This window comes from Streptomyces sp. NPDC029152 (assembly GCF_055564355.1).
Genome location: NZ_JBVHWR010000001.1, coordinates 442928 through 467265, shown reverse-complemented (window position 1 = coordinate 467265; position 24338 = coordinate 442928). Strand labels below are relative to the sequence as shown.

Here is a 24338-nt window from a genome sequence, read left to right as displayed (position 1 = left end):
ACGGTCCAACGGTGGCATCCGTTCCCCCGAACAGGCGCGCATATGCCACAGGGCGGTCGCTTCTACGCGACCGCCCCGGCCGGCCCGCGGCCGTTCGGCTGACGTGCTGTCAGAAAAAAGAAGTCCGGGGAGTGCCGGAGAGGCCTCAGAACCGGCCCGGGAAGAAGATCTTCAGCTCGCGCTCGGCCGACTCCTCGGAGTCGGAGGCGTGGATCAGGTTCTCCCGGACGATCACGCCGTAGTCCCCGCGGATGGAACCGGGGGCCGCGGCGATCGGGTCGGTCGGGCCGGCCAGGGCGCGCACGCCCTCGACGACCCGCTCGCCCTCGACGACCAGGGCCACGACCGGACCGGAGGACATGAACGCGACCAGCGGCTCGTAGAAGGGCTTGCCCTTGTGCTCGCCGTAGTGCTGCTCCAGCGTCTCGGTGTCCAGGGTGCGCAGCTCCAGCGCGGTGATCTGCCAGCCGGCCTTGCGTTCGATGCGGCTGATGATCTCGCCGGTCAGGCCACGACGGACGGCGTCGGGCTTGAGGAGGACGAGGGTGCGCTGGCTCACGAGGGCTCCTAGGGATGTACGGGTGTGCGGTTGTACGAGGTGATGACTGAGGTTACCGGGCGTGTCGCGGCGGCCGTCACGCAGCGTCAGGTGCCGAGGCGTCGGTCTGGGCCGCGAACCTCGCCTTCGCCTCGTCGACCTTCCGCCCGTAGTGCACCGACGCCCACCACAGGGCCGCGAAGACCGCGCCCATGAAGAACATCGTCGGCACGGCGAAACCGGAGGCGATCAGCGCGATCTGCAGCGCCCAGCCGAAGACGACACCGCCCGGCCGGGTCACCAGGCCGCACAGGACCAGGCACAGGAACATCGCGACACCGCTGACCGTCCACACGGTGCCCATGGACAGGTCGGGGTCCTTCATGGCGACCAGTCCGGCGAAGCCGATCAGGAAGAACTCGCCGATCAGGGTCGAAGCACAGAGCGTACGCACGGTTTCTCAGCCCTTCCCCAGCAGCAGCCGGGCCTCGCCTACGGTGATGACGGAACCTGTGACGAGCACGCCGCCGCCCGCGAACTCGCCCTCCTCCTCGGCCAGCGTGATCGCGGCCTCCAGGGCGTCGGGCAGCCGCGGCTCGACCTGGACGCGGTCCTCGCCGAACACCTCGACGGCGATCGCGGCCAGCTCGTCGGCGTCCATCGCGCGGTGGCTGGAGTTCTGGGTGACGACGACCTCGGCGAAGACCGGCTCGAACGCCTCCAGCAGTCCCCGCACGTTCTTGTCGCCGCTGGCGCCGACCACGCCGATGAGCCGGCTGAACTGGAAGGCCTCCCCGACCGCCTCCGCGGTGACCCGGGCGCCCGCCGGATTGTGCGCGGCGTCCAGCACCACGGTGGGCGAGCGCCGCACGACCTCCATGCGCCCCGGTGAGGTGACGGCGGCGAAGGCCTTGCGCACGGTGTCGACGTCCAGCGGCTCGGGACGCTGCGCGCCGACGCCGAAGAACGCCTCGACGGCGGCCAGCGCGACCGCCGCGTTGTGCGCCTGGTGGGCGCCGTGGAGCGGCAGGTAGACGTCGGTGTACTCACCGCCGAGCCCGCGCAGGGTCATCAGCTGCCCGCCGACGGCGACCTCCCGGGCCACGACCCCGAACTCCAGCCCCTCGCGCGCCACCGTGGCGTTCACGTCCACGGCCTTCTTCAGCAGCACCTGCGCCGCGTCCACCGGCTGCTGGGCCAGGACCACGGTGGCGTCCCGCTTGACGATGCCGGCCTTCTCGGTCGCGATCTCGCCGAGCGTCCCGCCCAGCCGGTCGGTGTGGTCCAGGTCGATGGGGGTGACCACGGCGACGTCCCCGTCGATGACGTTGGTGGCGTCCCAGGAGCCGCCCATCCCGACCTCGACGACGGCCACGTCCACGGGCGCGTCGGCGAAGGCGGCGTACGCCATGCCGGTCAGCACCTCGAAGAAGGACAGCCGGTACTCCTGCTGCGCGTCCACCATCTCGACGTACGGCTTGACGTCCTCGTACGTCTCGATGAACCGCTCGGCGGAGATCGGCGCCCCGTCCAGGCTGATCCGCTCGGTGATCGACTGCACGTGCGGCGAGGTGTACCGGCCGGTGCGCAGCTCGAAGGCGCCGAGCAGGGCCTCGATCATGCGGGCGGTGGAGGTCTTGCCGTTGGTGCCGGTGATGTGGATGGACGGGTACGAGCGCTGCGGCTCCCCCAGCACGTCCATCAGCGCGGCGATCCGGGCGACGGACGGCTCCAGCTTGGTCTCGCCCCAGCGGGTCGCGAGTTCCGCCTCGACACCGCGCAGCGCCGCGTCCACCTCGGGATCCTCGGGCCGCCCGGGAACGTCCGCCTGCGGGGGACCTCCCTGGGTGCGCAAGGTGCGGCTGCCTGCCTCGATGACGGCGAGGTCGGGGTCGCGGGTGGTCTCCGCGTCGATGATCTCGTCGAAGGAGTCGAGGGGGTCGGGCTGGTCGTTCTCGCCGGGGATGTCGCTCACGGGCACCAGTCTACGGAGGTCTCCGACGGTGGGGCGGCTGAGGTCGTGCGGCACGTGCGGGTCCGTCGTGGCCGCTCGCGCAGTTCCCCGCGCCCCGGGGACACACAGCCGCCCGGCACACGCAGCTGCGGGCAGTCGTGCCGCTGGGGCGGCACGGGTGGGCGCGGCGGCACCCCGGCAGCGCCGGGTTGCCGCCGCGCCCACCCCCGGCAGCCGTAGGCCCCCGGCGCCAACACGGCACCGGGGGCCTACAGGGACGTAGCGGCGGCTACGCCTGCGGCAACCGCTCCAGCTGCGCAGCGATCCGCGCGATGTCCTCGTCCGCCTTCGCCAGCCGCCCCCGGATCTTGTCCACGACGTGGTCCGGCGCCTTGGCGAGGAACGCCTCGTTGCCGAGCTTGCCCTCGGCCTGCGCTTTCTCCTTCTCGGCCGCGGCGAGGTCCTTGGCCAGCCGCTTGCGCTCGGCCGCGAAGTCGATCACACCGGAGAGGTCGAGGGCGACCTCCGCCCCCGCCACCGGCAGCGTCGCCGTCGCCGTGAAGGACTCGCCCTCCGGCTGGAGCCGCAGGAGCTGCCGGATGGCCGCCTCGTGCGGCGCGAGCGCCGTGCCGTCCACCGTCAGCCGGGCCGGGACCCGCTGCCCGGGCTGCAGGCCCTGGTCGGCCCGGAAGCGCCGCACCTCGGTGATGACGGACCGGACCGTCCCGATCTCCCGCTCGGCGTCCGCGTCCCGGAAACCGCTGTCGGCCGGCCAGTCGGCGATGACGACGGACTCGCCGCCGGTCAGGGTGGTCCACAGCGTCTCGGTGACGAACGGGACGACCGGGTGCAGCAGCCTGAGGGTGACGTCCAGGACCTCGCCGAGGACCCGCTTGGAGACCTCGGCCGCCTCGCCGCCCGCCTGGAAGGTGGTCTTGGACAGCTCGACGTACCAGTCGAAGACCTCGTCCCAGGCGAAGTGGAACAGCGCGTCCGACAGCTTGGCGAACTGGAAGTCGTCGTAGTACGCGTCCACCTCGGCGACGACCGAGTTCAGCCGCGACAGGATCCACCGGTCGGTGGCGGACATCGCCGACGGCTCCGGCAGCGGGCCGTCCACCGTCGCGCCGTTCATCAGCGCGAAGCGCGTCGCGTTCCAGAGCTTGTTGGCGAAGTTCCGCGAGCCCTGGACCCAGTCCTCGCCGATCGGGACGTCCACGCCCGGGTTGGCACCGCGGGCGAGGGTGAACCGAAGGGCGTCGGAGCCGTACTTGTCCATCCAGTCCAGCGGGTTGACCGCGTTGCCGAAGGACTTCGACATCTTCTTGCCGAACTGGTCGCGGACCATGCCGTGCAGGGCGATGGTGTGGAACGGCGGGGTGCCGTCCATCGCGTAGAGGCCGAACATCATCATCCGGGCGACCCAGAAGAAAAGGATGTCGTAGCCGGTGACCAGGACGGAGTTCGGGTAGAACTTCGCGAGCGACTCGGTCCGTTCGGGCCAGCCCAGCGTGGAGAAGGGCCACAGGCCGGAGGAGAACCAGGTGTCGAGGACGTCGGTGTCCTGGTGCCAGCCCTCGCCCGTGGGGGCCTCGTCGTCGGGGCCGACGCAGACGATCTCGCCGTTCGGCCCGTACCAGACGGGGATCCGGTGACCCCACCACAACTGCCGCGAGATGCACCAGTCGTGGAGGTTGTCGACCCAGTCGAAGTAGCGCTTCTCCATCTCCTGCGGATGGATCTTGACCTTGCCTTCGCGGACCGCGTCACCGGCGGCCTTGGCGAGCGGGCCGACCTTGACCCACCACTGCATGGACAGCCGCGGCTCGATGGTGGTGCTGCACCGCGAGCAGTGGCCGACCGAGTGGACGTAGGGGCGCTTCTCGGCGACGATCCGGCCCTCGGCGCGCAGCGCGGCGACGATGGCGGAGCGGGCCTCGAGCCGGTCCAGACCCTGGAAGGGGCCGTGGACGGTGATGACGGCGTGCTCGTCCATCACGGCGATGGACGGCAGGTCGTGGCGCTGGCCGATCTCGAAGTCGTTCGGGTCGTGGGCCGGGGTCACCTTGACGGCGCCGGTGCCGAACTCGGGGTCGACGTGCTCGTCCGCGACGACCGGGATGGAGCGGTCGGTCAGCGGCAGCTTGACGAGCTTGCCGACGAGGTGCTTGTAGCGCTCGTCCTCGGGGTGGACCGCGACGGCCGTGTCGCCGAGCATCGTCTCCGCGCGGGTCGTGGCGACGACGATGGTGTCGTCCCCCTCGCCGTACTGCATGGAGACGAGCTCGCCGTCGTCGTCCTGGTAGTTGACCTCGATGTCGGAGATCGCGGTCAGACAGCGCGGGCACCAGTTGATGATGCGCTCGGCGCGGTAGATCAGCTCGTCGTCGTAGAGCCGCTTGAAGATGGTCTGGACGGCCTTGGACAGGCCCTCGTCCATGGTGAAGCGCTCGCGCGACCAGGCGACGCCGTCGCCGAGGCGGCGCATCTGGCCGGAGATCTGCCCGCCGGACTCGCCCTTCCACTTCCAGACGCGCTCGACGAAGGCCTCGCGGCCGAGGTCGTGGCGGGACTTGCCCTCCTTGGCGAGCTCCCGCTCGACGACGTTCTGGGTGGCGATGCCGGCGTGGTCCATGCCGGGCTGCCACAGCGTCTCGTGGCCCTGCATGCGCTTGCGGCGGGTCAGGGCGTCGATGAGCGTGTGCTCGAAGGCGTGCCCGAGGTGCAGGCTGCCCGTGACGTTCGGCGGCGGGATGACGACGGTGTACGGCGGCTTGTCGCTCTCGGCGTCCGCCTCGAAGTAACCCCGCTCCACCCAGCGCTCGTACAGCGGCCCCTCTACATCGGCCGGCGCGTACGTGGTCGGCAGTTCGGTGTCGGGCGCTGGTGGCTGCTGCTGAGCGTTCTCGGTCACGCGCTTAGTTTAAGGGCGTCACGGCCGTGTCCCGAAACGCCTTTCCTTTGTAACGGTGCGACCCCCCGGTGACCTGCGCACGCCATGTCTGCGTCAGGATGTCAGCACCACGTAAACATCTGGAGGGGACCCCAGGAATGAGTCAGAACCAGCCGGGCCCGTACGGCGGGCAGCCCCAGCAGCCCGGACCGTACGGCCAGCCGGGGCCGTACGGCCAGCAGCAGCCGCAGGCCCCCCAGCCCGGCTACGGCTACCCCCAGCAGACGCCTCCCGCGCAGCCCGGTTACGGCTACCCCCAGCAGCCGCAGGCTCCGCAGCAGGGCTACGGCTACCCGCAGCAGCCCGCGCAGGGCGGCGTCCCGCCGCAGGCCCCCTACGGCCAGCAGCCCTACGGCATGCCCCAGCCCCCGGCACCGGCCGGCGGCAAGAAGAAGACGGGCCTGATCATCGGCGCGGTCGCGGTCGTGGCGGCGATCGGCGTGGGCGCGTACTTCGTGCTCGGCGGCAGCAGCGGCGGCAGCGCGAGCGACATCCCCGACGACGGCCCCCACAAGCTGGCGACTCCGGCGACGGTGCTCGGCGAGTACAAGAAGACCGACGCCGAGGACAGCGGCGGCTTCGACGAGAACGACATCAAGGACGCCGAGAAGCACGGCGTCAAGAACCCCAAGGACGTCAGCGCGGCCTACCAGGGCGGGGACGAGAACAACCCGCTCGCCATGAAGATGGTCCAGTTCATGGGCGTCTACGGCGAGATCGAGGACCCGGAGAAGGTCGTCGACGGCATGTTCTCGGAGATGAAGAAGCAGGCCGCGGAGGACAAGGAGGCCTCGGGCGAGGCCGTCGGCACCCCCAAGGCCTTCAAGCCGGCCGACCTGGACGGCGCCGTCCTGAAGTGCCAGGAAATCAAGATGAAGAACGACGAGGCCTCGTCGGGCGACGCGGCCGCCGGACCGTCGGAGATGAGCGTGCCGGTGTGCATCTGGGGTGACCACAGCACCCTGGGCGTCATCATCAACATGGAAGTGGCCGACGCCATGGCCGGCAAGCCCGCCGACCTGAACAAGGCCGCCGAGCTCACCGCCAAGTTCCGCAAGGAAGTCCGCGTCAAGGCCTGACGCACGCACCGCACCGCACGGAAGGGGCCCGGTCGAGTGACCGGGCCCCTTCCTCATGCGTACTCCGTACGTGTGAGGCGACGGCTACGCCGTCTTCGCCTCGCCCGGGCCGCGGCCCCGCGAATCGCGGGGGATCAGCGTCGGGTTGACGTTGGAGAGGACCACGTCGGCCGTGATGACGACGCGGGCCACGTCCTTGCGGGACGGCACCTCGTACATCACGCCTTGGAGGACCTCCTCCATGATGGCGCGCAGGCCGCGCGCGCCGGTCTGGCGGAGGATGGCCTGGTCGGCGATGGCCTCCAGCGCCTCGCGCTCGAAGTCCAGCTCCACGCCGTCGAGTTCGAACAGGCGCTGGTACTGCTTCACCAGCGCGTTGCGCGGCTCGATCAGGATCTGGAGCAGGGCCTCGCGGTCGAGGTTGTGGACGGAGGTGATGACCGGGAGGCGGCCGATGAACTCGGGGATCATCCCGAACTTCACCAGGTCCTCCGGCATGACCTGCTCGAACTGGTCCTTGGACTCGATCTCTCGCTTGGAGCGGATCGTCGCGCCGAAGCCGATGCCCTTGGCGCCGGCCCGGCCCTCGATGATCTTCTCCAGGCCCGCGAAGGCGCCGCCCACGATGAACAGCACGTTCGTCGTGTCGATCTGGATGAACTCCTGGTGCGGGTGCTTGCGGCCGCCCTGGGGCGGGACCGAGGCCGTGGTGCCTTCCAGGATCTTGAGCAGGGCCTGCTGGACGCCCTCGCCGCTCACGTCGCGCGTGATCGACGGGTTCTCGCTCTTCCGCGCGACCTTGTCGATCTCGTCGATGTAGATGATCCCGGTCTCGGCCTTCTTGACGTCGTAGTCGGCGGCCTGGATCAGCTTCAGCAGGATGTTCTCGACGTCCTCGCCGACGTACCCCGCCTCGGTGAGCGCCGTGGCGTCGGCGATCGCGAACGGGACGTTCAGCATGCGGGCGAGGGTCTGGGCGAGCAGGGTCTTGCCGGAGCCCGTGGGCCCCAGCAGGAGGATGTTGGACTTCGCCAGCTCGATGGCGTCCTCACGGCCCTGGGCGCCGCCGTTCTCGCCGGCCTGGACGCGCTTGTAGTGGTTGTACACCGCGACGGAGAGGGCCTTCTTGGCCGCCTCCTGGCCCACCACGTAGCTCTCGAGGAACTCGTAGATCTCGCGGGGCTTGGGGAGCTCCTCCCAGCGCACCTCGCTGGTCTCGGCGAGCTCTTCCTCGATGATCTCGTTGCAGAGATCGATGCACTCGTCGCAGATGTACACACCGGGCCCTGCGATGAGCTTCTTGACCTGCTTCTGGCTCTTGCCGCAGAACGAGCACTTGAGCAGATCGCCGCCGTCACCGATGCGTGCCACGGTGTGCTTCCCCTTCGCCTGGGAGGCCCCCGGGCGTCGACGTGACGTCGACGACCGGGTGACTCCTGGTGCTGCCTTATGTCCGACGGTACCTTGCCGGGCCCCTCGTCCGGGCCCCCCTTGGCACGGTTCGCTTTGACGTGAACCGCACCAAACCGTGCCAAGGGGCGGCAGACGTTACAGCCTCCCGCCTAGCGCAGGGAGGAGTTGTCCATCTTCCGGGTGGTGATGATCTGGTCGATCAGGCCGTAGCTCAGCGCGTCCTCGGCCGTGAGGATCTTGTCGCGCTCGATGTCCTCGCGGATCTTCTCGACCGGCGTGGTGGAGTGCTTGGCCAGCATCTCCTCCAGCTGCGAGCGCATCCGCAGGATCTCGTTGGCGGCGATCTCCAGGTCGGAGACCTGGCCGCGGCCCGTCTCGCTGTACGGCTGGTGGATCAGGACGCGGGCGTTGGGCAGGGCCATGCGCTTGCCCGGCGTGCCGGCGGCCAGCAGGACGGCCGCGGCGGAGGCCGCCTGGCCCATGCAGACCGTCTGGATGTCCGGCTTCACGTACTGCATCGTGTCGTAGATCGCGGTGAGCGCCGTGAAGGAGCCGCCGGGGCTGTTGATGTAGACCGAGATGTCGCGGTCCGGGTCCATCGACTCCAGGCACAGCAGCTGGGCCATGACGTCGTTGGCGGAGGCGTCGTCGATCTGCACACCGAGGAAGATCACGCGCTCCTCGAAGAGCTTCGCGTACGGGTCGTACTCGCGCACGCCCTGCGAGGTGCGCTCGACGAAGCGCGGGATGACGTAGCGGGACTCGGCGGACGGGCCGGTGTACTCGGCGCGCGTGCGGTCGTACAGGCCGCTGCCGGGGAAGTCGTTCACAGTGTCTCCTGGGAAGAGGCTGGGGCGGTCGGCTCGGGGCGGGACGAGGCTCAGGCGCCCGTGCCGCCGCCGCCCGGCATGCCGGCGGCCGTCGCGATGACGTCGTCGATGAGGCCGTACTCCTTGGCCTCGAAGGCGTCGAACCAGCGGTCGCGGTCCGAGTCACGGGTGATCTGCTCGACCGTCTGGCCGGTGTGCTGGGCCGTGAGCTCGGCCATGCGCTTCTTGGTGTGCAGCAGCCGCTCGGCGTGGATCTTGATGTCCGAGGCCGAGCCGGCGAGGCCTGCGGAGGGCTGGTGGATCAGGATCTCGGCGTTCGGCAGGGCGAAGCGCTTGCCGGGGGTGCCCGCGCTGAGCAGGAACTGTCCCATCGAGGCCGCGAGGCCCATGGCGATCGTCACCACGTCGTTCTTGATGTACTGCATGGTGTCGTAGATCGCCATGCCGGCCGTGATCGAACCGCCGGGGCTGTTGATGTACAGGAAGATGTCCTTGTCCGGGTCGGAGGCAAGGAGCAGCAGCTGTGCGGTGATCTTGTTGGCGATGTCGTCGTCCACGGGCTGGCCGAGGAAGATGATCCGCTCGCCGAGCAGTCGGTTGTAGACCTGGTCGCCGAGGCCACCACCGATGGAGGGCTCGCCGGCGGCTGAGGGCATCAGATTCGTCACGTATCCACCTGCTCGTCTTACGACGGCGCCGGGCCGTCTCACGTTTCCCTGCGGGGCTGGAAGCCGATTCGGAGACTCCCCTGCCCTCGTATTCATGGACCCTAACGCGGGGGGCCTGCGGCGCCATCCCGGTTCTGCGGGTGTTCGCCGGGGGCGTAGCGCTCCGCGGGACTCGGGGACGGCGCCCTCGCCGTCGCGCCGGGCGCCCGCCGCCGGGTGCGGGCCGTCCGTGGCCGGTCCCGCCCGCGCGACGGGGCCGTGCACCGGGTAAGGCCCCGCGCCCCTGGGGGACAACCGCGACGGGCCCCGAGAAGCACACGCGTCTCGGGGCCCGTCGTTACGGCGTACAGGTGCCGTGGGCTGCTCAGCCCTCGGTCTTCTCGTCGGCCTTGTCGTCGCCCGGCTCGGTGGACTCGGCGGCGGCCTCGGCGGCCTCCGTCTCCTCCTCCTCGTCGTCCAGGTCGACGATCTCGCCGTTGGTGTCCTTGACCGTGGCCTTCTCGACCACGGCGGCCAGGGCCTTGCCGCGGGCGACCTCGCCGACGAGGAGCGGGACCTGGCCCTGCTCGACGACGGCCTGGGCGAACTGGTCGGGGGACATGCCGGAGGAGGCCGCGCGCCGCATGAGGTGCTCGGTGAGCTCCTCCTGGCTGACGTTGAGCTTCTCCTGCTTGACCAGCTCGTCGAGGACGAACTGGGTCTTGATGCCCTTGACCGCCGCCTCGCGGGTCTCGGTGTCGAACTCCTCGGCGGTCTTGCCCTGGATCTCCAGGTACTTGTCGAGGGTGAGGCCCATCTGGCCGAGCTGGTGGTGCTCGAGGTTGTGCTTGCGGGTGTTGATCTCGTCCTCGAGGAGCTTCTCGGGGACCGGGACCTCGACCAGCTCGAGCAGCTTGTCCAGCACGCGCTCCTGGGCCTGGGTGGCCTGGTCGTACTGCTTCATGTTCGCCAGGCGCTTGCGGCTGTCGGCCTTGAGCTCGTCCAGCGTGTCGAACTCCGACGCGAGCTGCGCGAAGTCGTCGTCCAGCTCGGGCAGCTCGCGCTTGGCGACCTGGGTGACCTTGACGGTGACCTCGGCCTCCTTGCCGGCCGCCGAGCCGCCCTTGAGCTCGGAGGTGAAGGTGGCCTCAGCCCCGGCCTCCAGGCCCTTCACGGCGTCGTCGATGCCGTCCAGCAGCTCACCGGAGCCGATGGTGTACGAGACGCCGTTCGCGATGCCGTCCTCGAGGACCTCGCCGTCGACCTTGGCCTCCAGGTCGATGGTGACCACGTCGCCGTCCTCGGCGGCGCGCTCGACCGGGGAGGTGGAGGCGAAGCGCTCGCGCAGCTGCTCGACCGACTTCTCCACGTCCTCGTCGGTGACCTCGACGGCGTCGACCTCGACCTCGATGCCGGAGTAGTCCGGGATCTCGACGGTCGGGCGGACGTCGACCTCGGCGGTGAAGTTCAGCGTCTCGCCGTCCTTCAGCTCGGTGATGTCGACCTCGGGCTGGCCGAGCGGGTTCAGCTCGGCCTCGTTGACCGCGTCGGTGTAGAACTTCGGAAGCGCGTCGTTGACCGCCTCCTCCAGGACCGCACCGCGGCCGAACCGCTGGTCGATGACCCGGGCCGGGATCTTGCCCTTGCGGAAGCCCTTCACCGTGACCTGCTGGTTGATCTTCTTGTACGCCGCGTCGAGGCTGTCCTTGAGCTCCTCGAAGGGCACCTCGACAGTGAGCCGAACCCGGGTCGGGTTCAGGGTCTCCACGGCGCTCTTCACGGTTCGGTCTCCTTGTGGCTGACTTCTTCGGTTCTGCCGGAGCGAGGGGCGTCCGGCGGATTTCGCCGCCCGGAGACTGCAGACTCTGAGACACACGGGCGTGCAGCTTGCATAGTAACGGCAGCGACTACACGGCCCAAAGGCGATCACTCCCGATCACCGCCGGTGATCCGCGGGTGATCCGCCGACGGCCCTCCGATGATCGCGGACGACCGGCCGATGGGTGGTCGGGGTGGCGGGATTTGAACCCACGGCCTTCCGCTCCCAAAGCGGACGCGCTACCAAGCTGCGCCACACCCCGTCTGGTGCGACACGTAGGGTACATGCCCCGGGGCACCCGGGACCGCTGTGTTTTCCCGCGCCCTCCTCCCGTGCGACCTCCGCGCCGGCGCGAAGACCCGGCGCGGACGGGAAGGGGTGTGCGGGGAGGGGGGACGACCCGCTACGATGCCTGCAGCGCCGCGGTCGCCGACCTGCGGTGCGCACCGTGCGGGCGTAGCTCAATGGTAGAGCCCCAGTCTTCCAAACTGGCTACGCGGGTTCGATTCCCGTCGCCCGCTCCGAGAGGCCTCCGGCCCGGTCCCCCGAGGGGACCGGGCCGGAGGCCTTTGTGCGCCGGGACGCGCCGGGTGCGCCGGGGTGTGGCCTAGAACTGGATGGAGTTGATCGTCTCCGCTATCGAGTTCAGGAACCGCTGGATGTCGTCGGCCATGCCGGTCGAGGCCAGGAAGAAGCCGAAGAGGACCGCGACGATCGCCGGGCCCGCCTTGATGGAGCCCCCTCGCAGCAGCACCACCAGGATGATCGCCAACAGCAGCACCACTGACAGTGAAATGGCCACAACTGATCACACCCTCGGTCGGTCCGCTCTCCCGGCCCGGGGACGCGACCTCGCGCACCCCGCCAGAACCATCGTGCCACCAACCGGGCCCCGTCATGCGGCGGGTGACACATCGTCTGCAGAATCCGCGCGGCGCGGGGCCCCGGACCCGCGCCGCGCGGACCGTCCACAGTTTCCGCACAGGAATTCGACGAGCCACACGAAAGCGCAATTCAATCGGTTCGTTTCCCCGTCCGCACGCGACGTTCGCGGGCATTTCGAATGTCGAGGGCCGCCGCAGCGGACGGGCCGGCAGACCCCATCACCGTCACGAACGGCGAGGCATTCCCCGCGACGGCTCCCCGGCACCATGGAGCGGTGAGCCGTGAAGAACCGTGACGACCAGGGCATGTTCCCCTCGCGCCAAGCGCACTCCGCGCCCCGCGAATGTGACGGCGATCACTCCTCGATCGCCGTCGACTTCCGCCGAATTCCGGGTACTCGGAGGCGATGCGCAAATGCCGTCGAGGTGGCGCCGATTGTTTTACGGAATAGCGCGGGCGACGTTAGGGTGCCTCCAATGTTCTACGCTGCCGCATCCTCCGACAGCGCAGCGAGTTCCCTGACCTGCTCGCCGGCTCCGCGGTGGGAGGGTCCATGACGAACTCGTTGCGACCGAACGGCCCCAGCGGGACACCGCTCCCCCCGGTGAAGTCGCCCGAGCCGAGAGCGCCGGAACCCGGTCCCGCGCCGCGGGACGGGGACGGCGGCCGGTCGGAGCGGCGGGACGCCTTCTTCGACAACGCCAAGTACCTGGCGATCGTGCTCGTCGGCGTGGGCCACGCCTGGGGCCAGGTCCTCGACGGCGACCGGGCCGTGGAGACGGCCTACCGGGTCGTGTACACGTTCCACATGCCGGCGTTCATCATCATCTCCGGCTACTTCTCGCGCGGTTTCGACCTAAGCCCCAAGCGCGTCGGGCGGCTGATCACCGGTGTCGTCGTCCCGTACCTCGTCTTCGAGACCGCGTACGCGCTGCACCAGCGCTACAGCGGCGACGACCCCGAGAACCCGATCAGCCTGCTGGACCCCACCTACCATCTGTGGTTCCTGTGCGCGCTGTTCGTGTGGCGGCTGACCACCCCGCTGTGGAAGACGGTCCGTCACCCGCTGTCGCTCGCCCTGGTCCTCGCCGCCCTGGCCTCGGTCTCGCCGCAGATCGGCACCGACCTCGACATGCAGCGGGTGCTGCAGTTCCTGCCGTGCTTCGTGCTGGGGCTGCTGCTCGAGCCCGAGCACTTCCGGTGGGTGCGGCGCCGCTCGGTGCGCATCCTGTCGGTGCCGGTGGCCGCCGTCGCGACCCTGGTCGCCTGGTGGTCGGCGCCCCGCATGGAACTGGGCTGGCTCCACCACAACGTCTCCGCCCAGGGCATGGGCGCGCCCTGGTGGTCCGGGCCCGTGATGACGCTCGCGCTCTTCGGCTGCTCCCTGATCCTCACGGCCTGCTTCTTCGCCTGGGTCCCGGGCCGGCGCATGTGGTTCACGGCGCTCGGCGCGGGCACGGTCTACGGCTACCTGCTGCACGCCTTCCTGGTGAAGGAGGGTTCCTACGAGGGCTGGTTCGACCACGGGTTCCTGCACACGCCGCTCGGCGCCCTCGGACTGGCCCTCGTCGCCGCCGCCGTCATCACCGCACTGTGCACCGAGCCCGTCCGGCGCGTGCTGCGGTGCGTGGTGGAGCCCCGGATGGCGTGGGCCTTCCGGCAGGACGCGGACGGGAAGACCCGGGACCCCGGGGCGCGGGAGGCCTCCGAGGCACAGCGGTCGCGTCCGAGGGTCCCGGCCTGACCCGTTCCCCCCTCAGCCGCCCAGGCCGAGGAGCGCGCGCATCCGCGCGTACTTCTCGGTCAGGCGGGCGCGGGTCGCGCCGTCCAGGACCGCCAGCCGCGCCGGGTCCGCGTTGTGGGCCAGGTCCGCCTCCTTGACCAGCAGCGCGCCGGGCGTGGCGAGGATGCGCGCGGCGTACGCCTCGGGCGGCTCCCCCGCGCGCTTGGTGAGGGCGAGCACGATGTCCTTGGTGCGGGGGCTCAGCGCGGCCTCGCGCAGCCACCGCTCCGGCAGCGCGCCGTCCTCGACCGCGTCGTGCAGCCAGGCCGCGGCGATCTGCTCCTCGTCCCCGCCGCACCGCCGGACGCCCTCGGCGACGGCCAGCAGGTGTTCGGCGTACGGCCGTCCGGCCTTGTCGGTCTGTCCGGCGTGGGCGGCGCGGGCGGTGGCCTCGACGTCGGCCGGGGAGAGCGGCTCGGCGGGCCCGGGGGCGGGTGGCTGGGCGGGGGGCACGGGGTCCAGTGTGTCAGTCCGCCGCCGGCGCCGACTGGGACGTCGGGCCGTCCCGGCAGATCAGCAGGAGCGCCCGGTCGTCGTTGACGTCCTTGGCCACCGCCTCGATCAGGTGCCAGGCGGCGCCGTGGAAGCCGCCGGCGACATAGCGGTCCGCCTCGCCGGTGAGGCGGTCGATGCCCTCGGCGATGTCGCGGTCGGAGGTCTCCACCAGGCCGTCCGTGAACAACATCAACACGTCTCCGGGACGCAGCGAGCCCTTCACCGGGTCGAACTGGGCACCGTCGTACACGCCCAGCAGCGGGCCCTCGGCGGTCTTCTCCTCCCAGCGGCCGGTGCCGGCGCTGAGCTGGAGGCCCGGCGGGTGCCCGGCGGAGTACAGCTCGTAGTCGCCGGAGTCGAGGTCCAGGACGAGGTGGATGGAGGTGGCGAAGCCCTCGTCCCAGTCCTGGCGGAGCAGGTAGCCGTTGGCGGCCGGCAGGAAGGCGTGCGGGGGCAGGCTGCCCAGCAGTCCGCCGAAGGCACCCGACAGCAGCAGGGCGCGGGAGCCCGCGTCCATGCCCTTGCCGGACACGTCGGTGAGGACGACCTCCAGGGTCCGGCCGCCGTTCGTGCGGGCCGCGACCACGAAGTCGCCCGAGAAGGACTGGCCGCCGGCCGGGCGCAGGGCCATCTCCCGGTGCCAGCCCGGCGGCAGCTGGGGCAGCTTGCTCTGGACGCGGATGCGTTCGCGCAGGTCGAAGAGCATGGTGCTGCCGCGCCGCCAGGGCACGCCGACCCGGCTGCGGAACTGGGCGAGCAGCAGTCCGAAGAAGCCGCAGGCGGCGACGACGAGGACGACGCCCGGGGTGACTCTGGACGGGCCCTCCGTGTAGGGGCCCAGTTGCACGGACTCCACGATGAGCGCCGTCGCCGCGGCCGCGTACAGGCCGAGCAGGCTCGCGGGACGCAGCAGCAGGCCGCCCGCGACGATGGGCAGGACCAGGACGGCCGGTGAGCACCAGACCGAGTTGGCCATCGTGGTCGCCGCGATCACCGGGATCGTCAGCAGCAGTCCGGCCAGCGCGATCCAGTCCGCGCCGTCGCCGCGGAAGTGGTCGACGGCGGATCTGCGCACGCCGACGCGGGCCCGGTGCCACTGCTTCTTCAACCGGGCCGTGAACGTCTCGGCTTCCGCGCGCCGCTGTCGTCCTGCTGCCATCAGTTCGGGACCCTATCCATCGGACCGGTCGCTCGGCACGGGAGGTCCTGGTTGTCCCCCGTCCGAGGCCGGACTTCACAGTGAACTTCACGAACGGCCCTCGCGCCGCAACCTGGCGGAAATTCCCTCGCCCGTCCGGCGGGGCCCTGGTAGGCATGGGCCCATGGGCTATGACGGCATCGGCGACACCGGAGTATTCGACCCCGCGAGCGGACTGCGCGTTCTGCGGCCGGACGAGTGGGACACGTGGTACGGGACACTGGTCCGCGCCTTCGGCGGCGTTCCGGAGCCGGCCGAGGAGCTGGCGCTGTACCGGGAGCTGACGCGGTGCGACCGTTCCCTCGGCGTCTGGGACGGCGACGAGTGCGTCGGGACGGCGGGCGCGTTCTCCTTCCGGATGACCGTGCCCGGCGGCGCGCCGGTGCCGGCGGCGGGGATCACCATGGTCGGCGTCGCCGCCACGCACCGGCGCCGGGGCGTACTGACGTCGCTGATGCGGCGGCAGCTGGACGACGTACGGTCCTGGGGCGAGCCGCTGGCCGTGCTGACGGCCTCGGAACCGGCGATCTACGGCCGGTTCGGCTACGGAGCCGCGACCTTCCAGGTGAACGCCGAGATCGAGACGGACCGGGTCCGCCTGTCGGTGCCGGACGGGACGGACGACGTACGGCTGCGGTACGCCGAGCCGGCGGACGTCCTCGACGCGTGCGAGGCGGTGTACGCGCGGCTGGTGCCCGGGCGGCCGGGGATGCTCGCGCGGCAGCCCGGCTGGGAGCGGCTGGGGCTGCTGGACCCGGAGGGCTCCCGGGACGGCGCGTCGCCGCTGCAGTGCGTGGTCGCCCGGCGGGACGGGGAGGTCACGGGGTACGCCCGGTTCCGGGTGCGGCCGGACTGGGGGCCCACGGGGCACAACGGCACGGTGGTCCTGCAGGACCTGGCCGGTCTGGATCCGGCGACGGAGGCGGCGCTGTGGCGCTTCCTGTTCGGCATCGACCTGACGACGAGCCTGACCGTGCGGGGGCGGCCGGTCGACGAGGCGTGGCAGTACCAGGTGTCCGACATCCGGCGGTGCCGGCCGCAGCTGCGGGACGCGCTGTACGTGCGGCTGGTGGACGTGGGGGACGCGTTGGCGGCGCGTACGTACCAGGCGCCGGTGGACGTCGTGTTCGAGGTCGAGGACGCCTTCTGCCCCTGGAACGAGGGGCGTTGGCGGCTCACGGGGGACGCGAAGGGGGCGTCCTGCGAGCGCACGTCCGACGCGGCCGATGTCGCCCTGTCCGTGCGGGAGTTGGGGGCGGCCTACCTCGGGGGCGTGACGCTGGGGTCGCTGGGCGCGGCCGGGCGGGTGCGGGAGCTGCGTTCCGGTGCGCTGGCGGAGGCGTCGGTGGGGTTCGCCTCGGACGTGGCGCCCTGGCTGCCGCACGGGTTCTGACGGCCGGGGGCCGCGCGGGCGGCGGTCAGTCCTTCTGGCAGGTCGGGCACCAGAAGAGGTTGCGGGCGGCGAGGCCGGCGGTGCGGACGGCGTCGCCGCACAGGTGGCAGGGCGCGCCGGTCCGGCGGTAGACGTAGACCTCGCCGCCGTGGTCGTCGACGCGGGGCGGACGGCCCATGGCCTCGGGGGTGTGCTCCGGGCGGACGGTGTCGATGCGGTTGGTGCGGACGCCCTCGTGCATCAGCTCGACGAGGTCGCGCCAGATCGCGTCCCACTCGGCGGGGGTGATGTCCCTGCCGGGGCGGTACGGGTCGATGCCGTGCCGGAAGAGGACCTCGGCGCGGTAGACGTTGCCGACGCCGGCGACGACCTTCTGGTCCATGAGCAGGGCGGCGATGGTGGTGCGGCTGCGGGAGATCCGGGCGTAGGCGGTGCGGGGGTCGTTGCCGTCGCCGGGCGGGCGGAGCGGGTCGGGGCCGAGGCGGTCGTGCACGGCCTGCTTCTCGGGCTCCGTGATCAGGGCGCAGGTGGTGGGGCCGCGGAGGTCGACGTACGCGGTGTCGTTGACGAGGCGGAGACGGACGGTGTCCGTGGGCGGGGGCGCGGGCGTCCCGCCGAAGGCGACCTTGCCGAAGAGACCGAGGTGGATGTGGACCCAGTCGGTTCCGGCGGCGCCGAAGCCGAGGAAGAGGTGCTTGCCGTGGGCCTCGGTGCGGGTGAGTTCGGTGCCGGTGAGGAGGGCGGCGGCGTCGGAGAACTTGCCCTGGGGGCTGGTGACGTGCACCGCCGTGCCGGCGAAGGCGGCGGCGTAGTCCTGGGCCAGCCTGTGGATCGTGTGCCCCTCTGGCACGGGGGTTCCTTTCGTGGTCTTCGCCCGCCCGCCCGACCCGGCCGGTCGGGCGGGAAGCGGGCCCTCCCGGGGCTCCGCCCCCGACCCCGGCGGTGACTTCCGTCCCCTGCCCCCTCCCGGGGAGCGCCCCGCGGCCCTCCCCCGGGCTCGCGCACCGGGAGAGGGGCCGCTCAGGCGTTCTCGTTACTGCTGCGGGTGGTGCGGGGGGATGGGCGGGAGGTCGCCCGTCGTCTCGTAGGACGACAGCATGTCGATGCGGCGGATGTGGCGCTCGTCACCGGAGAAGGGGGTCGCGAGGAAGGTCTCGACGAACTTCGTCGCCTCCTCCTGCGAGTGCATGCGGGCACCGACGGCCACGACGTTGGCGTTGTTGTGCTGGCGGCCGAGGGACGCCGTCTCCTCGCTCCAGGCCAGCGCCGCGCGCACGCCCTCGACCTTGTTCGCCGCGATCTGCTCGCCGTTGCCCGAGCCGCCGATCACGATGCCGAGGGCGTCGGGGTCCGCGGCCGTCCGCTCGGCCGCACGGAGGCAGAAGGGCGGGTAGTCGTCCTGGGCGTCGTAGATGTGCGGGCCGCAGTCGACGGGCTCGTGGCCCGCCGCCTCGAGCCACTCGACGAGGTGGTTCTTGAGTTCGTAGCCCGCATGGTCGGAGCCGAGATACACGCGCATGCGTCGAGTGTGACACGCGGGCCACGGGGAAGCAGCGTCGGGTGTCGGCTGTGGAAAGGGGGAAGGCGACCGTGGATCCCCCGGAGAAGCTCGGGTAACGATCCGGAATCAGAGGTTCCAGAATTTGTCCGCCTCCGTTTCACTGGTCCGGCTCGTACGCCGCTCGTACGGGTCGATGCTCGACCGGCGCAAAGGAAAACACCCCATGACTTCGCAGCCGACACTGACCAAGGCCGGGAACGGCCCCTCAGAGCCCGGAGAACCCGGGCCCGGGCTCCAGGCCGGACTCAAGAACCGCCACCTTTCGATGATCGCCATCGGCGGCGTCATCGGGGCCGGGCTGTTCGTGGGGTCCAGTTCCGGTATCGCCACCGCGGGACCCGGAATCCTCCTGTCGTACGCCCTCGTCGGCACCCTCGTGGTGTTCGTGATGCGGATGCTCGGTGAGATGTCCGCCGCCAATCCGACGTCCGGCTCCTTCTCCGCGCACGCCGACCGGGCGCTCGGGCCCTGGGCCGGGTTCTCCATCGGCTGGCTCTACTGGTTCTTCTGGGTCGTCGTGCTGGCCGTGGAGGCCACCGCGGGGGCCAAGATCCTCGAAGGGTGGATACCGGCCGTGCCCCAGTGGGGCTGGGCGCTCATCGTGATGGTGGTGCTGACCGCCACCAACCTCGCCTCGGTCGGCTCCTACGGCGAGTTCGAGTTCTGGTTCGCCGGGATCAAGGTCGTCGCGATCGCCGCGTTCATCGTCGTCGGCGGGCTGGCCGTCTTCGGCGTGCTGCCGGGGGTCCACAGCGACCAGGCGGGACTGTCCAACCTGACCGACCACGGCGGGTTCCTGCCCTACGGCCCCGGAGCCGTTCTCACCGGTGTGCTGCTCGTCGTCTTCTCCTTCATGGGCAGCGAGATCCCCACCCTGGCCGCCGGCGAGTCCGAGGACCCGCAGCGGGCCGTGACCAAGGCGACGAACAGCATCATCTGGCGCATCGCCGTCTTCTACCTCGGGTCCATCTTCGTCGTCGTGACCCTGCTGCCGTGGGACTCCCGGTCCATCGTCGACCTGGGCTCCTACGTCGCCGCCCTCGACTCCCTCGGGATCCCGAACGCCGGCGAGGTCATGAACGTCATCGTGCTGACGTCCGTGCTGTCCTGCCTGAACTCCGGGCTCTACACGGCGTCCCGCATGGCCTTCTCGCTCGGTCAGCGCGGGGACGCGCCGAAGGCGTTCGCCCGGACCACCCGGCGCGGGGTGCCGCAGACGGCGATCCTCTCGTCCGTCGTCTTCGGCTTCGTCGCGGTCTTCTTCAACTACAAGTTCCCCGACACGGTCTTCCTCTTCCTGCTCAACTCCTCGGGCGCCGTGGCCCTCCTCGTCTGGCTGGTCATCTGCTTCTCGCAGCTGCGCCTGCGGAAGATCATCCAGGCCGAGGCGCCGGAGAAGCTGGTCGTGCGGATGTGGCTGTACCCGTACCTGACCTGGGTGACCGCCGCGGTCATCGTCTTCGTGCTGGGCTACATGCTGACCGACACCGAGCACGACGGGCGCACGACCGTGCTGCTGACGCTGCTCGTCGCGGCGATCGTGCTCGTCATCGCCGTCGCCAAGCAGCGGATCGTCGCGCGGAAGGGCTGACGGCGGCCCGGAACGCGAAGAGGCTCGCCGGTCGTACCACGACCGGCGAGCCTCTTGCGTGCGGACTGCTACGGCGTCACCGCCGGCCGGCCAGCTTCCAGGCGGCGGGCAGCACGCCCATGGCCAGGGCCGCCTTGAGGGCGTCGCCGACCAGGAACGGCGTGAGGCCGGCCGCGATCGCGGCGGTGAGGGACATGTCGGCGGCCAGGGCCAGGTAGGGCACGCCGACGGCGTAGATGACCGCCTCGCCCAGCAGCATCGTGCCGGCCGTGCGCAGCATCGAGCGGTCGGCGCCGCGGCGGGCGAGGGCGCCCACGACCGTGGTGGCGAGCAGCATGCCGAAGACGTAGCCGAGGGACGGGGCGCCGGTGCCGGAGCCGCCCTCCGCGAACCACGGCACGCCCGCCATGCCCACCAGCGCGTACAGGGCGAGGGACAGCAGGCCGCGGCCGGCGCCGAGGGAGGTGCCGACGAGCAGCGCCGCGAAGGTCTGGCCGGTCACCGGCACCGGGGAGCCGGGCACGGGGACCGCGATCTGGGCCGCGACGCCGGTGAGCACGGCGCCGCCGGCCACCAGCGCGACGTCCCGGACTCGGGAGGAGGGGAGGAGGTCGGCGAGGACCTGCCCGGTGCGGGCGGGGACGGCAGCGGTGCTCATGGGGACTCCGCGGTGGTGTGGACATGTCGGGACACCGCGACGCTATCCCAGCGGGCCGGAGTCGATCACGAGCAGCGGTCGACAAAGGCTGGATCGGGGGCTTGGTGGGCTCCCGACAAAGAACGCCCGGTACACGCGCTCCGGGGTGACACCGGTCACCGGGGCGGGGAGGCGGGCGTCACCCGGCGCCGCGGACGGGGGCTGCGGGGTGACGCCGAAGACGCGGTCGCGGAGCCCGGAGGACACGGCGCCGACGGGCTACCGGATGGTCACGTTCCGTATCGCGGCCGTCCGTATGGTGGGCAGCCGCTGTCCGGGGGTGACGGCACCGCCGAGACTGTGGGCGTTCTCGCCCCCGTCCCCCAGGTATTGGACGAGCCGCCAGATGTCCAACAGCACCACCACCGAGGCGCCTCCGCAGTCGGACGACGCCTCCCTCTCGCACGGCCTCAAGCAGCGCCACCTGTCGATGATCGCCCTCGGCGGCGTGATCGGCGCTGGGCTGTTCGTCGGGTCCGGAGCCGGTATCGCCGCCGCCGGGCCGTCGATCGTCGTCGCCTACACCCTCTCCGGCCTCCTCGTGATGCTGGTGATGCGGATGCTGGGCGAGATGTCCGCGGCGTACCCCTCGTCGGGCTCCTTCTCCGCCCATGCCGAGCGGGCGATCGGCCCCTGGGCCGGCTTCACCGCGGGCTGGTCGTTCTGGGTACTGCTGTGCACGGCCGTCGGCCTGGAGGGCATCGGCGCCGCGCAGATCGTCCACGGCTGGCTGCCGGGCACGCCCGAGTGGGCGTGGGTGGCGCTGTTCATGGTGGTGTTCTGCGGGACGAACCTGGCCGCCGTGAAGAACTTCGGCGAGTTCGAGTTCTGGTTCGCCGCCCTCAAGGTCGGCGCGATCTCGCTGTTCCTGGTGCTGGGCGTGCTGGCCGTCGTCGGCGTCCTGCCGGGCACCGACTCCCCGGGCGCCTCGAACCTCTCCGACTTCCTGCCGAACGGCGGCAACGGCCTGATCATCGGCCTGCTCGCCTCGGTGTTCGCCTACGGCGGCCTGGAGACGGTCACCATCGCCGCGGCCGAGTCGGAGAACCCGGTCAAGGGCGTGGCGAGCGCCGTGCGCACGGCGATGTGGCGGATCGCGCTGTTCTACATCGGCTCGATGGCGGTCATCGTCACCCTGGTGCCCTGGGACTCCGCGGAGGTCGTCGAGAAGGGTCCCTACGTCGCCGCCCTCGACGAGCTCGGCATCCCCGGCGCCGGCCAGCTCATGAACGTCGTCGTGCTGGTCGCGCTGCTGAGCGCGATGAACGCCAACATCTACGGCGCCTCGCGCATCGGCTACTCGCTGGTCCAGCGCGGCCAGGGCCCGAAGGCGCTGGGCCGGATCTCGGGCGGGGTGCCGCGGATCGCGGTGCTCGTCTCCTCCCTCTTCGGCTTCGGCTGCGTGCTGCTCAGCTACTGGCGGCCGGACGACGTCTTCTCCTGGCTGCTGAACATGATCGGCGCGGTCATCCTGGTCGTCTGGATCTTCATCGCCGTCTCCCAGCTGCGGCTGCGGCGCCGTCTGGAGCGGGAGGCGCCCGAGAAGCTGGTGGTGCGCATGTGGGCGTTCCCGTGGCTGACCTGGGTGGCGCTGGCGGGCATGGCCGCGGTGTTCGTGCTGATGGCCCGCGAGCCGGACACGCGGGTCCAGCTGTACTCGACGGGCGGGATGACGCTGGCCCTGGCCGCCGTCGGTTACGCCCGGCAGTGGCGGCGGGCGCGCGCCTAGCCGCGCCGGACTTCCCCAAAGGGCCCCCGCACGGAGACGGATCCGTGCGGGGGCCCTTTCGCGTGCCCCGGCACACCCGCGCGCCTTCCTGCTGCTAGCGTGCACTTGCAAGCCTTTTGCAATAAGAGGTCGGAGGGGATCCGCCATGTCCGTCTACACGCTTCCTGAACTGCCGTACGACTACTCCGCACTGGCCCCCGTGATCAGCCCCGAGATCATCGAGCTGCACCACGACAAGCACCACGCGGCCTACGTCAAGGGCGCCAACGACACGCTGGAGCAGCTCGCCGAGGCGCGGGACAAGGAGTCGTGGGGCGCGGTCAACGGCCTGGAGAAGAACCTGGCCTTCCACCTCTCCGGCCACATCCTGCACTCCATCTACTGGCACAACATGTCCGGCGACGGCGGCGGCGAACCGCTGGAGAAGGACGGCACGGGCGAGCTCGCGGACGCGATCGCCGAGTCGTTCGGCTCCTTCGCGGGCTTCAGGGCGCAGCTCTCCAAGGCCGCCGCGACCACGCAGGGCTCCGGCTGGGGCGTGCTGGCGTACGAGCCGCTGAGCGGACGCCTGATCGTCGAGCAGGTCTACGACCACCAGGGCAACGTGGGCCAGGGCTCCACCCCGATCCTGGTCTTCGACGCCTGGGAGCACGCCTTCTACCTCCAGTACAGGAACCAGAAGGTCGACTTCATCGACGCCATGTGGGCCGTCGTGAACTGGCAGGACGTGGCGAAGCGGTACGAGGCGGCCAGGTCCCGTACGAACACGCTGCTCCTGGCGCCCTGAGCCCCCGGGCTCCCGGGCCCCTGAGCCCCGAGCCCTCGGGACGTCCTGCCTCGTGATCGTCTTCTCACCCTTCACGGCGGCGGGCGGAACGGGGGAGGCCCCCGCGAGGACGTGACTCGCGGGGGCCTCCCTGCGACCGGCGGGCGGGGGGTCAGGGCTTGCGGGCGACTCCGCCGTGCTGGCCGACGGGCCGCGGGGCCTTGCCGTCCGGGGCCGGGTCCGGACGCCACAGCGGGACGGACACCACGCCGGGCTCGATCAGGTCGAGCCCCTCGAAGTAGGCCTCGATCTGCTCGACGGGCCGCAGGAAGTACGGGACGGCGCCGGTCTCGTTGTACCCGTCCTGGGCCGCCTCGTAGTCCGGGTCGGTGCCCCGCGAGCCGTCGTTGACGCACAGGTGGCTGCCGGAGGGCAGGCCGGTCATCAGGCGGTGGACCAGGTCGCGGGCCCGGTCGTGGTCGGCGACGTGGCCGAGGATGCCGCTGAGGATCAGGGCGGTGGGGCGGGTCAGGTCCAGGGTCCGGCCGGCGGCCTCCAGGATGCGCTCCGGCTCGAAGAGGCTGAGGTCCTCGTACGCGGTGACGCCCTCGGGCGTGGAGGTGAGCAGGGCGCGGGCGTGGGCGAGGACCAGCGGGTCGTTGTCGACGTAGACGATCCGCGACTCGGGGGCGTACCGCTGGGCGACCTCGTGGGTGTTGTCCACGGTCGGCAGCCCGGTGCCGACGTCCAGGAACTGGCGCACCCCCGCCTCCCGCACCAGGTACCGGATGGCGCGGCCGAGGAAGGCCCGGCTGCTGCGGGCGATGGTGACGATGCCGGGGAAGACGGCGGTGTAGGCGTCGCCGGCCTGCTCGTCCACGGGGTAGTTGTCCTTGCCGCCCAGCCAGTAGTTCCAGATCCGGGCCGAGTGCGGCACAGAGGTGTCGATCTCCGTCATGGGGTGGGACTCGCCTCCAGTGGTGGGGGGGTCTCCATGGTCCTCCCCG

21 protein-coding genes and 2 tRNA genes are annotated in these 24338 nt (G+C 71.0%); 7 read left to right on the top strand and 16 right to left on the bottom strand.

Translation table 11 applies throughout. The annotated features are described in order from the left end of the window. Window positions 1–145: 145 nt before the first annotated feature. From ndk to ACZ4V6_RS02005, 4 genes are all read right to left on the bottom strand, one after another. A complete protein-coding gene (gene ndk, locus ACZ4V6_RS02020; RefSeq protein ID WP_467821816.1) occupies window positions 146–559 on the bottom strand; it encodes a nucleoside-diphosphate kinase in 414 nt (137 codons plus the stop codon). Window positions 560–635: 76 nt separating this feature from the next. Beyond that, complete coding sequence (locus ACZ4V6_RS02015) at window positions 636–992, bottom strand: DUF4233 domain-containing protein (RefSeq protein ID WP_467821815.1); 357 nt, start codon at window positions 990–992, stop codon at window positions 636–638. A gap of 6 nt (window positions 993–998) precedes the next feature. Further along, the gene (gene folC / locus ACZ4V6_RS02010) at window positions 999–2513 is read right to left on the bottom strand and encodes a bifunctional tetrahydrofolate synthase/dihydrofolate synthase (protein WP_467821814.1); all 1515 of its coding nucleotides are present in this window, start codon (window positions 2511–2513) and stop codon (window positions 999–1001) included. 268 nt (window positions 2514–2781) lie between these two features. Then, on the bottom strand, window positions 2782–5406 hold the full coding sequence (locus tag ACZ4V6_RS02005; RefSeq protein ID WP_467821813.1) for a valine--tRNA ligase: 2625 nt from the start codon (window positions 5404–5406) through the stop codon (window positions 2782–2784). Between the two features lie 137 nt (window positions 5407–5543). On the opposite strand from ACZ4V6_RS02005, the gene ACZ4V6_RS02000 reads away from it, so the two are divergent. Beyond that, window positions 5544–6524: a hypothetical protein gene (locus ACZ4V6_RS02000; RefSeq protein WP_467821812.1), complete on the top strand. Its 981-nt coding sequence runs from the start codon at window positions 5544–5546 to the stop codon at window positions 6522–6524. Window positions 6525–6608: 84 nt separating this feature from the next. On the opposite strand, the gene clpX is transcribed toward ACZ4V6_RS02000, so the two are convergent. From clpX to ACZ4V6_RS01975, 5 genes are all read right to left on the bottom strand, one after another. Continuing rightward, window positions 6609–7895, bottom strand: coding sequence for an ATP-dependent Clp protease ATP-binding subunit ClpX (gene clpX / locus ACZ4V6_RS01995; protein ID WP_467821811.1), 1287 nt, complete (start codon window positions 7893–7895; stop codon window positions 6609–6611). 191 nt (window positions 7896–8086) lie between these two features. After that, a complete protein-coding gene (locus tag ACZ4V6_RS01990; RefSeq protein ID WP_064727874.1) occupies window positions 8087–8767 on the bottom strand; it encodes an ATP-dependent Clp protease proteolytic subunit in 681 nt (226 codons plus the stop codon). Between the two features lie 50 nt (window positions 8768–8817). Further along, window positions 8818–9423 carry an ATP-dependent Clp protease proteolytic subunit gene (locus ACZ4V6_RS01985; protein WP_029393242.1) on the bottom strand — a complete coding sequence of 202 codons (606 nt, stop codon included), beginning with the start codon at window positions 9421–9423 and terminating at the stop codon, window positions 8818–8820. A 376-nt stretch (window positions 9424–9799) separates the two neighbouring features. Then, the gene (tig, locus tag ACZ4V6_RS01980) at window positions 9800–11194 is read right to left on the bottom strand and encodes a trigger factor (protein WP_467821810.1); all 1395 of its coding nucleotides are present in this window, start codon (window positions 11192–11194) and stop codon (window positions 9800–9802) included. A gap of 224 nt (window positions 11195–11418) precedes the next feature. Beyond that, window positions 11419–11495, bottom strand: a tRNA-Pro gene (locus ACZ4V6_RS01975). A gap of 188 nt (window positions 11496–11683) precedes the next feature. Here ACZ4V6_RS01975 and ACZ4V6_RS01970 point away from each other — a divergent pair. Beyond that, window positions 11684–11754 (top strand) — tRNA-Gly (locus ACZ4V6_RS01970). 86 nt (window positions 11755–11840) lie between these two features. Here ACZ4V6_RS01970 and ACZ4V6_RS01965 read toward each other — a convergent pair. Next, a complete protein-coding gene (locus ACZ4V6_RS01965) occupies window positions 11841–12035 on the bottom strand; it encodes a hypothetical protein (protein WP_123999966.1) in 195 nt (64 codons plus the stop codon). 636 nt (window positions 12036–12671) lie between these two features. Between ACZ4V6_RS01965 and ACZ4V6_RS01960 the strand changes: the two genes are divergently transcribed. After that, window positions 12672–13862 carry an acyltransferase family protein gene (locus ACZ4V6_RS01960; RefSeq protein WP_467821809.1) on the top strand — a complete coding sequence of 397 codons (1191 nt, stop codon included), beginning with the start codon at window positions 12672–12674 and terminating at the stop codon, window positions 13860–13862. A 12-nt stretch (window positions 13863–13874) separates the two neighbouring features. On the opposite strand, the gene ACZ4V6_RS01955 is transcribed toward ACZ4V6_RS01960, so the two are convergent. Together ACZ4V6_RS01955 and ACZ4V6_RS01950 are read right to left on the bottom strand one after the other, a co-directional pair. Continuing rightward, the gene (locus ACZ4V6_RS01955; RefSeq protein WP_467822219.1) at window positions 13875–14363 is read right to left on the bottom strand and encodes an HD domain-containing protein; all 489 of its coding nucleotides are present in this window, start codon (window positions 14361–14363) and stop codon (window positions 13875–13877) included. Between the two features lie 4 nt (window positions 14364–14367). Beyond that, window positions 14368–15555, bottom strand: coding sequence for a PP2C family protein-serine/threonine phosphatase (locus ACZ4V6_RS01950; protein WP_467821808.1), 1188 nt, complete (start codon window positions 15553–15555; stop codon window positions 14368–14370). A 163-nt stretch (window positions 15556–15718) separates the two neighbouring features. On the opposite strand from ACZ4V6_RS01950, the gene ACZ4V6_RS01945 reads away from it, so the two are divergent. After that, the gene (locus ACZ4V6_RS01945; RefSeq protein WP_467821807.1) at window positions 15719–16987 is read left to right on the top strand and encodes a GNAT family N-acetyltransferase; all 1269 of its coding nucleotides are present in this window, start codon (window positions 15719–15721) and stop codon (window positions 16985–16987) included. Window positions 16988–17012: 25 nt separating this feature from the next. Here the strand turns inward: ACZ4V6_RS01945 and ACZ4V6_RS01940 are convergent, their stop codons facing one another. Continuing rightward, on the bottom strand, window positions 17013–17837 hold the full coding sequence (locus ACZ4V6_RS01940) for an Fpg/Nei family DNA glycosylase (RefSeq protein ID WP_467821806.1): 825 nt from the start codon (window positions 17835–17837) through the stop codon (window positions 17013–17015). Between the two features lie 183 nt (window positions 17838–18020). Beyond that, entirely contained in the window at window positions 18021–18506 is a 486-nt protein-coding gene (locus tag ACZ4V6_RS01935) for a ribose-5-phosphate isomerase (protein ID WP_467821805.1), read from the bottom strand. 205 nt (window positions 18507–18711) lie between these two features. On the opposite strand from ACZ4V6_RS01935, the gene ACZ4V6_RS01930 reads away from it, so the two are divergent. After that, on the top strand, window positions 18712–20139 hold the full coding sequence (locus ACZ4V6_RS01930) for an amino acid permease (RefSeq protein WP_467821804.1): 1428 nt from the start codon (window positions 18712–18714) through the stop codon (window positions 20137–20139). A 76-nt stretch (window positions 20140–20215) separates the two neighbouring features. On the opposite strand, the gene ACZ4V6_RS01925 is transcribed toward ACZ4V6_RS01930, so the two are convergent. Then, a complete protein-coding gene (locus ACZ4V6_RS01925) occupies window positions 20216–20797 on the bottom strand; it encodes a biotin transporter BioY (RefSeq protein ID WP_467821803.1) in 582 nt (193 codons plus the stop codon). A 385-nt stretch (window positions 20798–21182) separates the two neighbouring features. On the opposite strand from ACZ4V6_RS01925, the gene ACZ4V6_RS01920 reads away from it, so the two are divergent. Both ACZ4V6_RS01920 and ACZ4V6_RS01915 read left to right on the top strand, forming a co-directional pair. Beyond that, complete coding sequence (locus ACZ4V6_RS01920) at window positions 21183–22565, top strand: amino acid permease (RefSeq protein WP_467821802.1); 1383 nt, start codon at window positions 21183–21185, stop codon at window positions 22563–22565. A gap of 145 nt (window positions 22566–22710) precedes the next feature. Then, window positions 22711–23352 carry a superoxide dismutase gene (locus ACZ4V6_RS01915; RefSeq protein WP_467821801.1) on the top strand — a complete coding sequence of 214 codons (642 nt, stop codon included), beginning with the start codon at window positions 22711–22713 and terminating at the stop codon, window positions 23350–23352. Window positions 23353–23503: 151 nt separating this feature from the next. Here ACZ4V6_RS01915 and ACZ4V6_RS01910 read toward each other — a convergent pair whose 3' ends face one another. Continuing rightward, the gene (locus tag ACZ4V6_RS01910) at window positions 23504–24289 is read right to left on the bottom strand and encodes an SAM-dependent methyltransferase (RefSeq protein WP_467821800.1); all 786 of its coding nucleotides are present in this window, start codon (window positions 24287–24289) and stop codon (window positions 23504–23506) included. Window positions 24290–24338 lie beyond the last annotated feature (49 nt).